This is a genomic window from Thermopolyspora sp. NPDC052614, assembly GCF_040678635.1.
Lineage (GTDB): Bacteria > Actinomycetota > Actinomycetes > Streptosporangiales > Streptosporangiaceae > Thermopolyspora.
This window is the reverse complement of sequence record NZ_JBFATZ010000004.1, coordinates 78,395-90,449: the sequence shown is the minus strand read 5'-3', so window position 1 is coordinate 90,449 and position 12,055 is coordinate 78,395. Positions and strand designations below refer to the sequence as shown.

Annotated in this window: 10 protein-coding genes and 1 pseudogene; 7 read left to right on the top strand and 4 right to left on the bottom strand. The window is 70.8% G+C overall.

The features are described 5' to 3' along the window. Window positions 1-67: 67 nt before the first annotated feature. Complete coding sequence (locus AB0K60_RS10030; protein WP_364050870.1) at window positions 68-1,093, top strand: 6-phosphofructokinase; 1,026 nt, start codon at window positions 68-70, stop codon at window positions 1,091-1,093. 471 nt (window positions 1,094-1,564) lie between these two features. On the opposite strand, the gene AB0K60_RS10025 is transcribed toward AB0K60_RS10030, so the two are convergent. After that, window positions 1,565-2,488, bottom strand: coding sequence for an MHYT domain-containing protein (locus AB0K60_RS10025; protein WP_364050866.1), 924 nt, complete (start codon window positions 2,486-2,488; stop codon window positions 1,565-1,567). Between the two features lie 754 nt (window positions 2,489-3,242). On the opposite strand from AB0K60_RS10025, the gene thiI reads away from it, so the two are divergent. Then, window positions 3,243-4,454, top strand: coding sequence for a tRNA uracil 4-sulfurtransferase ThiI (gene thiI / locus AB0K60_RS10020; protein ID WP_364050863.1), 1,212 nt, complete (start codon window positions 3,243-3,245; stop codon window positions 4,452-4,454). Window positions 4,455-4,591: 137 nt separating this feature from the next. Here the strand turns inward: thiI and AB0K60_RS10015 are convergent. Together AB0K60_RS10015 and AB0K60_RS10010 are read right to left on the bottom strand one after the other, a co-directional pair. Then, window positions 4,592-5,155 (bottom strand): annotated as a pseudogene (locus tag AB0K60_RS10015) (DUF4142 domain-containing protein); the annotation flags it as partial. Window positions 5,156-5,355: 200 nt separating this feature from the next. Continuing rightward, window positions 5,356-5,523, bottom strand: a complete 168-nt coding sequence (locus AB0K60_RS10010) for a hypothetical protein (RefSeq protein ID WP_364050860.1) — start codon at window positions 5,521-5,523, stop codon at window positions 5,356-5,358. Between AB0K60_RS10010 and AB0K60_RS10005 the strand changes: the two genes are divergently transcribed. Next, on the top strand, window positions 5,522-5,914 hold the full coding sequence (locus AB0K60_RS10005; RefSeq protein WP_364050857.1) for a hypothetical protein: 393 nt from the start codon (window positions 5,522-5,524) through the stop codon (window positions 5,912-5,914). The two genes, AB0K60_RS10010 and AB0K60_RS10005, sit on opposite strands and share 2 nt — an antisense overlap. Window positions 5,915-6,129: 215 nt before the next feature. On the opposite strand, the gene aroF is transcribed toward AB0K60_RS10005, so the two are convergent. Continuing rightward, on the bottom strand, window positions 6,130-7,185 hold the full coding sequence (gene aroF / locus AB0K60_RS10000; protein WP_364050854.1) for a 3-deoxy-7-phosphoheptulonate synthase: 1,056 nt from the start codon (window positions 7,183-7,185) through the stop codon (window positions 6,130-6,132). 282 nt (window positions 7,186-7,467) lie between these two features. Between aroF and AB0K60_RS09995 the strand changes: the two genes are divergently transcribed. The 4 genes from AB0K60_RS09995 to AB0K60_RS09980 all read left to right on the top strand — a co-directional run. Further along, window positions 7,468-8,088, top strand: coding sequence for a molybdopterin-dependent oxidoreductase (locus AB0K60_RS09995; protein WP_364050851.1), 621 nt, complete (start codon window positions 7,468-7,470; stop codon window positions 8,086-8,088). 721 nt (window positions 8,089-8,809) lie between these two features. Continuing rightward, window positions 8,810-10,609, top strand: coding sequence for a histidine kinase (locus AB0K60_RS09990; RefSeq protein ID WP_364050848.1), 1,800 nt, complete (start codon window positions 8,810-8,812; stop codon window positions 10,607-10,609). Between the two features lie 66 nt (window positions 10,610-10,675). Beyond that, the gene (locus tag AB0K60_RS09985; protein WP_364050845.1) at window positions 10,676-11,443 is read left to right on the top strand and encodes a LytTR family DNA-binding domain-containing protein; all 768 of its coding nucleotides are present in this window, start codon (window positions 10,676-10,678) and stop codon (window positions 11,441-11,443) included. Between the two features lie 135 nt (window positions 11,444-11,578). Beyond that, window positions 11,579-12,055 (top strand): hypothetical protein (locus AB0K60_RS09980; RefSeq protein WP_364050842.1); only part of this gene is annotated, 477 nt, incomplete at its 3' end.

Sequence of the window (12,055 nt, the reverse complement as noted above, 5' to 3'; positions counted from 1 at the left end):
TGGCCCGGAACCGGCCCCGTGATCACCCGCATCTGATCGTTTGAAGTCCCATCGGGAGGAACCCGCAATGCGCATAGGAGTGCTCACCGGAGGCGGCGACTGCCCCGGTCTCAACGCCGTGATCCGGGCCGTGGTCCGCAAGGGAATCGGTGTCTACGGCCACGAGTTCGTCGGGTTCCGCGATGGCTGGCGTGGCCCGCTCGAGGGCGAGACGATGCCGCTGGACATCCAGGCGGTCCGTGGCATCCTGCCCCGCGGCGGCACCATCCTCGGCTCGTCGCGCACCAACCCCATGAAGATCGAAGGTGGCGTCGAGAAGATCAAGGAGAATCTGGCGAACGCCGGCGTCGACGCCCTCATCGCCATCGGCGGCGAGGACACCCTCGGCGTGGCCCGGCAACTGTCCGAGCGCGACGTCAACGTCGTGGGCGTACCCAAGACGATCGACAACGACCTCAACGCCACCGACTACACCTTCGGCTTCGACACGGCCGTCAACATCGCCATGGAGGCGATCGACCGCCTGCACACCACGGCCGAGTCCCACCACCGCGCCCTGATCTGCGAGGTCATGGGCCGGCACGCGGGCTGGATCGCGCTGCACGCCGGCATGGCCGCGGGCGCGAACGTCATCCTCATCCCGGAGAAGCCGTTCGACATCGACCGCGTCTGCGCCTACGTCGAGAGCCGGTTCAAGACCCGCTACTCGCCGATCATCGTGGTGGCCGAGGGGGCGCACCCGGTCGAGGGCCAGATGGCGCTGCAGACCGGCGAGCTCGACGCCTTCGGCCACGTACGGCTCGGCGGCATCGGCGAGACCCTCGCCCGGGAGATCGAGAAGCGTACCGGCAAGGAGGCCCGCACCACGGTGCTCGGCCACATCCAGCGCGGCGGCACGCCCACCGCGTTCGACCGCGTGCTCGCCACCCGGTTCGGCCTGCAGGCGATCGACGCCGTGCACGACGGCGACTTCGGCAAGATGGTGGCGCTGCGCGGCACCGAGATCGTGCGGGTCGGCCTCAACGAGGCCACCGACACGCTCAAGACCGTGCCGGTCGAGCGTTACGAGGAGGCCGAGGTGTTCTTCGGCTGATCCCGGTCGGCCGGACGTGCCGATGGCCACCGCAATCAACGCGGTCGGCTGTAGGGACCATAGGGCCATGGGGATCGGTTAAGGAGCGCCTCGGGGCCCGGCTTTCCGCCGGATGCCGGGGCGCTTCGCGTATGTGCGTCTCCGCGTGCCCTGCGGTCGCGGAGGGGCGAGCCGTCAGGGGTGGGCCCGCGGCGCCCGTGCCGTCCGTGTGGCGGCGGGCGGGCGATCGGAGAGAGCGCGCCGCGCTCCGCCGTCTGGTCACGGGCGCGCGTTTTGACCGGTCCCCGCGCCCGCTCTCCGCGGCTTTCCTCCGCGCCCATTGACGTGGCGGCGGCCGTGCTCGCCATGAGCCATCGCGGCCCGGCGTCGGCCATATGGTCCTTGACCGGCGTATTCCGCCGCGTCAGGGCCCGACCCGCGGTCCTCGCTCTCACCGCGCGCCCTCCGGTCACGGTCGGAGGGCGCGGCGCGTCAGGAGCGGGAGCGGGGGTCGAACAGCGACGGCCGGTCCGACGGCGGAGGCGGAGGCGGCGTCTGCCGCATGCCGCCGCCGTAGGTGTTCCGCGGGCCCGCGGGCGGCATGGCATCGGCCGGGGCGGCCGGGGGAGTGGCGGGCATCTGGCCCCGCCGCTCCTCGATGCGCGCCAGCAGCTCGGCCTCGCTGCGCATCTCCTTCTCCGAGGGGGAGAGCATGACGGCCATGAGCAGGCCGACGGTGAGCAGGCTGATGCCGACCAGCAGCGGCACCAGGAAGTCGATGGCCGCGGCGCCCGGCGGAAGCTCGTTCCCGACCGACCCGCTGACGCTCAACGAGAACATGCCGGTGTAGTGCATGCCGGTGACCGCGATGCCCATGAGCAGGGCCGCGCCGAGGGTGCGCAGCACGCCGCTCACCCGGACCGTGAACCACAGCGCGGTCGTGGACGCGGCCACGGCGATGACCACCGACAGCACGACCGTCGTCGGGTTGTAGCTCAGGTCCACCGTGGTGTTCATCGCCGCCATGCCCATGTAGTGCATGGCCGCCACGCCGAGCCCGGTGAGCAGCCCGCCGCCGAGCAGCGGGGCCGGGCGGGCTCCGCCGTACGAGACCAGCAGCAGACCGGCCCCGACCACGACGACGGACACCACGGCCGACACGGCGGTGAGCTGGACGTCGTACCTGATCGGCGCCAAGGTGATGGTGAAGCCCATCATCGCGATGAAGTGCATCACCCAGATTCCGGTGCCGCCGAGCGCTAGTGCGGCGCCGAGCAGCCAGCGCACGCGCGCCGCCCCCTGCGCCCCGCGGGCTCGCGCGGTGAACAACAAGCCGAGCAGCGAGCCGACGACGGACATCGCATAAGCGAGCAGGGGGGTGATCAACCCTTGGGAGAAGTGGTTGATGTGGTGCATGGCCGTACTCTTTTCGCCCAATGCGGTGTATGGGAATTGGGAGGGGTAGCAGGAGTATGCCAGGTGTAGCCGGGTGAAAGCTCCCCCTGTGGGGCCTCAACATGAACGTTTTCCGGGTGTTACATGTGTACGGCCCTGCCATTCACCGGATCCTTTGGGCACGCCTCATGATCATTTATATGTCACGGTTTGGTGTAGATTGCACGGATCGCTTCCTTGGCATTTTACGTTCAGTAGTTTGATCATAACTACGGGTTAATGGCTGCTTGGCCCGACGGAGAACTTTGATCATGCCGGACCCCGCCCCGCCGGAGACCATTCCTCGGCGCCGGTACGGCTGAAGCATTCAAAACACCGCGGCCGAGGCGGAAATATCGTCCGCTCCCACATTGTGAAACCCTGGAAAAGGCTTCCGTGTGGCGGGAAACCGGAGGCGTTCCCGCCCGCCGTTCGGTAACGCCCGGGAAGCCCGCATCGCCCGCCCCCGCCGAAACGCGGCCGACGGCCGGGCGCACGCGGACGGCCGCCCCGCCGCCCCTCCCAGCCGCAAAGGAGCCCGCGAAGGAGCTTGCGAAGGAGCCCGCGAAGGAGCCTGCGAAGAAACCGCGAAGGGACGCCGCCCGCACGCTGAACGCGCTGCCACACCGCGAGGTATGGGTACATTGAAGGGATGCCGAAATCCGTCCCTCGGCGTGCCCGGCGGACGATCGGCGCCCCCTGCCTCATCCCCTCACCGCAACGGCCGGAGGAGACCATGTCCCTTGCGATCACGTCCGCGCTCGGCGAGCCATGCGTGCTGCTCAAGCTGGGCGAGGTGGTCTTGAAGGGCAGGAACCGCGAGCTGTTCGAACGGCGGCTGCAGGGCAACATCAGGACCGCGCTGCGCGAGTTCGACATCAAGGTCGACATCCGCCAGCGGCACGGTGTCATCGTCCTCTACCTGCCCGAGGGCACCACCGTCGAGACGGCCGACGCCGTCGCCCGGCGCGTCACCGAGGTGATGGGCCTGGTCTGGGTGCACCGCGCCTGGCGCGTCGCCAAGGAGCCCGAGGCCGTCGTCAAGGCGGCCGTGGAACTGCTGGCCGACCGCGAGGACGTCCGGCGCGGCGTGTCGTTCGCCGTGCGCTCCCGCCGCCGCGACAAGCGCTTCCCGTTGCGCTCCAACGAGCTCGACCGCCTCGTCGGCGGCGCGATCTCCGACACCTATGGACTGCCGGTCAACCTGAGCAGGCCCGACCTGACCGTGCACATCGAGGTGGACCGCGACGAGGTCTTCGTCTTCACCGACGGCCTCCCGGGCCAGGGCGGCCTGCCCGTCGGAGCCAGCGGGCGCGCCCTGGTGCTGATGTCCGGCGGCATCGACTCCCCGGTGGCCGCCCACCGCATGATGCGCCGCGGCCTGCGCGTGGACTTCCTGCACTTCTCCGGCATCCCCTTCACCACCTCCGAGTCGATCTACAAGGCGTACGCGCTGGTCCGCCGCCTCGACCGCTTCCAGGGCCGGTCCCGGCTGTGGGTGGTGCCGTTCGGCAAGGCCCAGCAGTCCCTCAAGGCCTCCGGCGCCGACCGCCTCCAGGTCGTCGCCCAGCGCCGCCTCATGCTGAAGACCGCCGAGGAGGTGGCGCACCGCCTGCACGCCGCCGCCCTGATCACCGGCGACTCCCTGGGCCAGGTCTCCTCCCAGACCCTGGCCAACATCACCGCCCTGGACGACGCGGTCGACCTGCCGATCCTGCGCCCCCTGATCGGCATGGACAAGACCGAGATCATGGCCGAGGCCCGCCGCATCGGCACCCTGGAGATCTCCGAGCTCCCCGACGAGGACTGCTGCACCCTGCTCGCCCCTCGCCGGGCCGAGACCCGCGCCAAGATCCAGGACCTTCGCCAGATCGAGAAGCGCCTGGACGCCGAGGAGCTCGCCGTCCAGCTCGCCGACAACATCCAGGAGTACAAGCTCGACGCCTGACGCCGCCGGGTTACCACGTAGGGGGCGCCGGACGACTCGGGGGCGGGCGGCAGCGCGTCCGCGCCGACCAGGCCGGTCGCCTCCAGCATGTCCATGTGGCCGTTGACGAACTTGGCGGCCCGCTCGGCGAAGTCCCTGATGATCGTGTTCTGGGTGCTGCCGCGTACCCGGAAGATGAGCGGGAAGACGCCGCCGTGGGAGATGCGCAGGCGCTTGACGGCGGTGCGGTCGAACGCCTTGCCGGACTTGGCGAAGATCTCCTTGACGAAGCCCTGCTGCTCGTCGCTCGCCCGGTCCGGCAGGGGGACGCGCAGGCGGGCGGCGACGGCGCGCACGTCGTTGTCGAGGGCGACGTGCTGCTCCGCGATGCCGCCGAGCATCCGCCTGACCTTGGGCAGCGCCGCGCGCTTGGCGGCCTCGCGGCCGACGGGGATCTCCCACAGGCCGGCCTGCCGTACCTTGACCAGCAGCTCGCGGTCGGCGGCGCTCAGCGGGCGCCCTTGGCGTCGACGACGGCCTGCGTGCCGCCGCGGGTCGGCGCGGCGAGCAGCGGACCGGCGCCGACGGCCCGCCCGCCGTCCTCCGTCGCGGCGCAACCACCCCCGAATTGGATCACGGCCAGACCGGCTGCCACGGCCACGGCCAATCGTCTGCGGTGAACTCCCATGTGCCGTCGTCCCTTCTGGATCTCGGATCGGCACTGTCGTCTCGTCAGCGAACGAAGTGAGCGAAGTGAGCGAAGTGAGCGGAGTAAGAAGTAGGAAGCGGAACGTGTTCTTGTGGGGAGCTACGCCGGGCCCTGCGGTCCAGTTCGGCGCGAGATGCAATTTTTGCTCTGGACAATGATTGTCCCGGTTTGCCGCTCAACTGGCTGTGAGCCTCCCGCCCGCCCGGCACGGTCTCAGGCCGGGGCAGGACGCGGGCGGCGAGCGCGGGTGATCGTCTCGTCCGGGGACGGCTCGGTCACGGCGTCGGGGAGGGTGAGCCGCTCGGTGATCAGGCCGCTCATGGCGCAGTAGAGCGCCACGCTCACCACGGTCGATCGGCGTGGGCGTCCCCGGGCGCGCATGGTGCACACCCTGTGGGAGTGGGACGGCGAGCGGCTGGTCGGCTGGGTCGGCAGCCTCGTCACCCCGATGAAGCAGGCCCACCTGGAGCGCAACCCGTACGTGTCGTGCAACTACTGGGACGGCGTGGAGCCCTACGACACCTGCGTGGCCGAGTGCCGGGCCGAACTGCTGCTGGACGAGAAGAGCCGGCACGAGGGCTGGAAGCGCTTCAAGTCCACGCCTCCGCCGCTCGGCTACGACCCGGCGATCATCCCTCAGTGGCAGGGCGGCCCCGACTCGCCCGCCTGGGGTGTGCTGCGGCTCGACCCCTGGCACCTGCGCGTTTTTCCCGGTGTGTTCGCCAAATCGGGCGGCGCCACCGGGCGCATCCTCACCTGGCAGGAGGCATAGCCCCCAGGACGCCGCCCGGCCCGCCCATCCCTGCCGAACGGCTCGGACGGCCGCCCGGCCCTGCCATCCCTGCCGAACGGCTTGCCGGCTCACCGCGGGGCGGCACCGCGGGCGGCGCGACGGCACCGCCCGCGTGGCCGTACCCCAGTGGCCGTACCCCAGTGGCCGTACCCCAGTGGCCGTACCCCAGTGGCCGTACCTCAGTGGGCCGTACGTCAGCCGACGGGCGCGGGCTCGTGCGGCGTGTCGAGGGCCGGGGTGAGGGTGCGGCCCATCAGCGGCGGGAACTGGCGCAGCACCCGGGCCAGCTCGCGCAGGTCGTCGTCGACGAGCGCCTGGGGGCCGTCGCACAGGGCCTGCTCCGGTCGCGGGTGCACATCGACGATCACGCCGTCCGCGCCGACCGCGATGGCGGCCCGGGTGAGCGGGAGCACCAGGTCGCGACGGCCGCCGGAGTGCGACGGGTCGATGATCACCGGGAGGTGGGACAGGCGCTGCGCGACCGGCACGGCCGACACGTCAAGCGTGTTGCGGGTGGCGGTCTCGAAGGTGCGGATGCCCCGCTCGCACAGCACGATGTCGAGGTTGCCGCGCTGGGCGATGTACTCGGCGGCCATCAGCCACTCCTCGATCGTGGCCGACATGCCGCGCTTGAGCATGACCGGCTTCCCCGCCGCGCCTACGGCCTGCAGCAGCGCGAAGTTCTGCGCGTTGCGGGTGCCGACCTGCAGCATGTCCGCGTACGACGCGACCAGTTCCACGTCGTGCGCGTCCACCACCTCGGTGACGATCGGCAGACCCGTCTCGGCCCGCACCTCCGCCAGGATGCGCAGGCCCTCCTCGCCGAGCCCCTGGAAGGCGTAGGGGGAGGTGCGCGGCTTGAACGCCCCGCCGCGCAGCAGCGACGCCCCGGCCGTCTTGGCCATGCGCGCCGCCTCCAGCGTCTGATCGGGCGTCTCCACCGCGCACGGACCGGCGATCAAGGTGAGGTGGTCGGGGCCGATCGGCACCCCGCCCACCCAGACGGTGGACCGGTCGGGGTGGTTGTCCCGGGAGACCAGCTTGTACGGCGTGGACACGCGCATGACGTCGGCGACGCCCCGCATGCCCCCCAGATTCAACGCGCTGAACTGGGCGATGTCGCCGACGAGCCCGATGATGGTACGGCTGACGCCGCGGCTGACGAACGCCGAGCCGCCGGCGGTGCCGACGAGCTCGACGATCGCCTCGACGTCGTCCTGGGTGGCCTCGGGTGCCATGACGATGACCATGTGGCGTGCTGCCTTTCTGTCGCAATAAGGCGCTTGTGGGTCTTCCATGCCTTTTATGGGTCTTTAAGGTTCTTGGTGGTTCGGGGCAAAACGAAGGGCCCCGGGTCGGAATCCGACCCGGGGCCCTCGTTCGTCTTTGATCAGCGCAGCGTCTGATGGCGAACGGTCCGACCCACGGGTCCGTCGCCATACCAAAACTCATACGCGGTACGCATCGCCTGGAATAGTAGCGCAATCCATACGCCGGGGGCGGTGCGGGGCGGCCTCGGCGACGGTGGCAGTATGGCGGGCGTGCCGGATGAGATGGAGGAGGATCGTCGCCTGCCCCCGGGCCAGTACATCCCGCGCGGCCGTCCGGTAGTCCACTACGGGAGGGTTCCGACCTTCCGCCCGGAGCGCTGGAACCTGATGGTGTTCGGCGCCACGGCCGCAGGCGGGAACGCCACGCTGAGCTGGCCGGAGTTCGCCGCGCTGCCCCGCGTGAAGGTGATCGCCGACTTTCACTGCGTGACCAGGTTCTCCACCATGGGCAACGAGTGGGGCGGGGTGGCCCCCTCGACCCTGATGGAGCTGTTCCCGCCCGCGCCGGACGTGCGGCATGTCATGATCTGGGCCGAGTACGGCTACAGCGCCAACCTGCGCCTGAGCGACTTCACCGCGCCCGACACGCTGTTCGCCACCGAACTCGACGAGGAGCCGCTGTCGCCCGAACGCGGCCATCCCGTGCGGATGATCGTGCCCCACCTCTACGCCTGGAAGAGCGTCAAGTGGGTCCGCGGCGTGGAATACCTGCGCGAGGACCGCCGGGGCTTCTGGGAGGAACGCGGCTATCACAACATCGGCGACCCCTGGCGCGAGCAGCGCTATTCCTACCAGGAGGAACCAGGCGAAGGCCCACCCTGAAAAGCGCCGCTCCCCGCCCCCACCTCGCCGCGCCCCACGCGGGGGGACGGCCGCGCGCGGCGGCCACGCAAGCCGATGGCCGATCACTTGTGGCCCGCTCTCGTGTGGCCGATCGGCTTCGATGGCCGACCGATTGTGTGTGACCGCTTCCGTGGTGACCGCTTCCGTGTGGTCGCTTCCGTGTGGTCGCTTTCGCGTGGCCGATCGGCCTTGATGGCCGACCGATTCCGCGTGACCGACCCTGCGTCGCCGCCGCAGGCCGCTGCCGCACGTCACCGTCATCGCCCCCGCCACGGCACGCCCCCGTTTCTGCGGGGATATGCCGGATTTCTGGTTGCTGAAGGGTTCAGAAGCCGTATCGCGTCGTCCGAGCTGATCTAGATTCTTGGGCGCGGACCTCCGGCTCTAGCCGTGGGCTTGGCCTTCCCCCGCACTTCCGGTCATCAAATGGTCACACATCGTATGCGATTCAGGTGGCCGTAACTTGTGGTCAAACAGCAACCTAAGAACATCCTCACCGCAGGGCTTGCGGTGACAGGGGGTGGAGACCTCGCCGATGGGCGGTTTGTGAAGCGCTAACCACCCGTCACGGTCGTGTCCTAGCCGCAGATCAGGCATGGGAGCCCCCGCCTTCGGGCGTGGTGAGGAAGTCAACAACTGAATCGTGAGATTACCATGAGTTTCGATGCGATCGCTTTACGTGTTGACTACGGTGAGCGGCATGTCGACGGCGTGGTGGGTCCTGGTGTGTGCCGCCGCAGGTCTGCTGGGCTACGGCGTGGCCCTGCTGCACGACGCGAGCCGGCGCGACCCGGTCGAGGAGCTGCCTCGTGGCGCCGCCTACCTCACCCTTCCGCTGACCGGGCTGGCCGGTCGGCACCTGCGTGCCGGACTCACTCCGGAGTCGGCGGCCAAAGCCGTACGGCACCTGCGCGTCGTGCTGGGGACGGCGGGACTCGCGATCACCTCCACCGACCGGGTGCTGGCATGGGACTCGGCGGGCGACCACAGCCATCCGGTCGGCATCCCCTCGGCGGGCGACGGCGAAGGGCCGGGCGACCGAGCCCGCCCGGACGACCGTGAATACTGCGGCGCACGCGCCGAGACGGGCGCGCGGGCCCTCGCCGCCGGCAGGTCGTGCGGTGCGGGGTGGCCGGACATGGGAGTCCGCCCGCGCGACGGCCGGACCTGCGGCGGAGGGCCGGACGGCGCGCTTGGCGGCGGCGGCCAGGGGCGGGACGGCGGCGGGACGCGGCACGGCGATCCGGCGAGGGGCGATGGCCGGGCGTGGGCCGACGGCGTGGCGGGCGATGACGATCAGGGGCCTGACGGTGGCCGTGCGGGTCATGCCGGTCGGGGGCTGAGCGATGGCCGGGCGTGGGCCGACGGCGCGGCCGACGGTGAGACACGGGGTGGTGCCCGGCGGGCCGGCGGCGGCCAGAGGCGAGCGGCCCAGGCGCGGTCCGGTCCGACGCGCAGCGGTCCGGCACGGAATGGCCCAGCGCGGAACGGTCAGACGCGGAATAGTCCAGCGCGAAGTGGTCAGGCGCGAAATGGTCAGGCGCGGCGGCGGGCGGGGGCGGCGCGGGACGGGGGGCCGGGGTGGGCGCATCCGCCGGAGGAGGTGGTGCTCGGACACGTGCGTTCCGTCCTGAACGGCGGCCGTGCCCACATCGTCACCCGGGACCGGGCCGGATGCGGGGCCCCGGGATGCCCGATGCGCGCCGCCGTCGTGGTGCCCCTCACCGTCGGCGGATCCGTGGTCGGCGCGCTGGCCGCCTACGACGCCCACGCCGACGCGGGGCTGCTCCGCGTCGCCGACGAACTGGGCCGGCTCGTCTCCGGTCAGCTGGAACTGGCCGAGCTCGACGTGTGCCGGAGCCGCGTGGCCGAGGCCGAGTTCAACGCGCTGACCGCGCAGATCTCACCGCACTTCGTCTACAACTCGCTGACCGCGATCGCCTCGTTCGTCCGGACCGACCCGTCCCGAGCGCGCGAACTGCTGCTTGATTTCGCCGACTTCGCCCGATACGCCCTGCGACGCGCCCGCCGCTTCACCACGCTCGCCGACGAACTGGGCTGCGTCGATCGGTACCTGATGCTCGAACGCGCCCGCTTCGGCGACCGGCTGCAGTGCAGCGTGCGGGTCGCCCCGGAGGTGCTGCCCGTCCCGGTGCCGTTCCTGTGCCTGCAGCCGATCGTGGAGAACGCGATCAAGCACGGCCTGCGCTCCACCGACGGCGCCGGCGAGGTGCGGGTCGTGGTCCGCGACGCCGGGCCCGAGGCGCACATCACCATCGAGGACGACGGAGTCGGCATGGATCCGGAGAAGGCCAGGGCGATGCTCGGCGGCGACAACCCGCGCCACGGCGCGGGCGGCGTCGGCCTCGCCAACGTCGATTTACGGCTGCGCCAGATCTACGGCCCGGACTATGGCCTAATCGTGGAGACCGCCCCCGGACAGGGCACCAAGGTACGCCTCCGCGTCCCGAAAAGATGGAACAAACATAGCTCTCTGTAGTCAAATTTTTACAGTTAGTTGGCGTTTCGGTTGCGCGAGAGGGAGCCGGGACGGCACCGTGGGGTCATGCTGCGTGTGCTGGCCATCGACGACGAGGCCCCCGCCCTATCCGAACTGGCCTACCTGCTGCGCGAGGACTCCCGGGTGGAGCATGTCGCCACCGCCTCCGACGGCGCCACCGCGCTCAGGGACATGGCGGAGATGGTCGGCAGGGGGGAGCGTCTCGACGGGATCTTCCTCGACATCCGCATGCCGGGCCTGGGCGGCCTCGACCTCGGCCGTCTCATCGGCGGCTTCCCCGACCCGCCCCGGCTGGTGTTCGTCACCGCGCACGACGGCTGGGCGGTGGAGGCGTTCAACCTGGAGGCCGTCGACTACCTGCTCAAGCCGGTACGCTCGGCCCGCTTGGCGGAGGCGGTACGCCGCCTGGCCGCCGCGGTGGGCAAATCGGTCGATCCCGACCCCGGCGAGGTCATCCCGGTCGAGCTCGGCGGGCACACCAAGTTCGTGGCCCTGCCCGACGTGCTGTTCGCCGAGGCGCAGGGAGACTACGTGCGCCTGCACACCGCCGCCGACAACTACCTGGTCAGGGCCTCGCTGGCCACCCTCGAACGCGAGTGGGCCGACTCCGGCTTCATCCGCGTGCACCGCAGCACCCTGGTGTCGTCCCGCCACGTCAAGGAGCTCTACCTGGAGGCCGGACGCATCCTGCTCAAGGTCGGCGACCACACCGTGCCGGTGAGCCGCCGCCACAGCCGCCAGGTACGCGAGCAACTGATCCGCCAGGCGGGCTTGGGCGGCTCACCGCTGCGCCGCCGGGGACACCGCCCGTGATCCGGACCGCGCCCGACGCCGTCGGCATGACCGACGATGCGCCTGCGGCGGTCGAGGGCGAAAGAACGCCTCGGGCGGTCTCCGGCGACCGGGAGCTGGACGTCAGGCACGGCGGCGAGCGCCACGGCAGGAACCGTGGCGAAGGCCATGGTGAGGGCCATGGTGAGGGCTGGCGTGAGGCTCGTGGCGAGGCTCGTGGTGAGGGCTGGCGTGAGGCTCGTGGCGAGGCTCGTGGTGAGGGCTGGCGTGCCGCTCATGGTGAGGCGCATGGTGACGGCCGTCGTGAGGCTCCTGGCGAGGCTCGTGGTGGGGGCTGGCGCGGGGGCCGTCGTGAGGCTCGCGGTGACGGCCGTCGTGAGGCTCGCGGCGAGGCTCGTGGTGAGGGCTGGCGTGAGGCTCGTGGTGAGGGCTGGCGTGCCGCTCATGGTGAGGCGCACGGTGAGGGCCGTCGTGAGGCTCGTGGCGAGGCTCGTGGTGGGGGCTGGCGCGGGGGCCGTCGTGAGGCTCGCGGTGACGGCCGTCGTGAGGCTCGCGGTGAGGGCCGTCGTGAGGCTCGCGGTGAGGGCCGTCGTGAGGCTCGCGGTGAGGGCCGTCGTGAGGCTCGCGGTGAGG

What these genes read in the sequence shown, in the direction of transcription:
- AB0K60_RS10030 (WP_364050870.1), top strand. Translation starts at nt 68, where the DNA reads ATGCGCATAGGAGTGCTCACCGGAGGCGGCGACTGCCCCGGTCTCAAC.
- AB0K60_RS10025 (WP_364050866.1), bottom strand. Translation starts at nt 2,488, where the DNA reads ATGCACCACATCAACCACTTCTCCCAAGGGTTGATCACCCCCCTGCTC.
- thiI (WP_364050863.1), top strand. Translation starts at nt 3,243, where the DNA reads ATGTCCCTTGCGATCACGTCCGCGCTCGGCGAGCCATGCGTGCTGCTC.
- AB0K60_RS10005 (WP_364050857.1), top strand. Translation starts at nt 5,522, where the DNA reads ATGGTGCACACCCTGTGGGAGTGGGACGGCGAGCGGCTGGTCGGCTGG.
- AB0K60_RS10010 (WP_364050860.1), bottom strand. Translation starts at nt 5,523, where the DNA reads ATGCGCGCCCGGGGACGCCCACGCCGATCGACCGTGGTGAGCGTGGCG.
- aroF (WP_364050854.1), bottom strand. Translation starts at nt 7,185, where the DNA reads ATGGTCATCGTCATGGCACCCGAGGCCACCCAGGACGACGTCGAGGCG.
- AB0K60_RS09995 (WP_364050851.1), top strand. Translation starts at nt 7,468, where the DNA reads ATGGCGGGCGTGCCGGATGAGATGGAGGAGGATCGTCGCCTGCCCCCG.
- AB0K60_RS09990 (WP_364050848.1), top strand. Translation starts at nt 8,810, where the DNA reads ATGTCGACGGCGTGGTGGGTCCTGGTGTGTGCCGCCGCAGGTCTGCTG.
- AB0K60_RS09985 (WP_364050845.1), top strand. Translation starts at nt 10,676, where the DNA reads ATGCTGCGTGTGCTGGCCATCGACGACGAGGCCCCCGCCCTATCCGAA.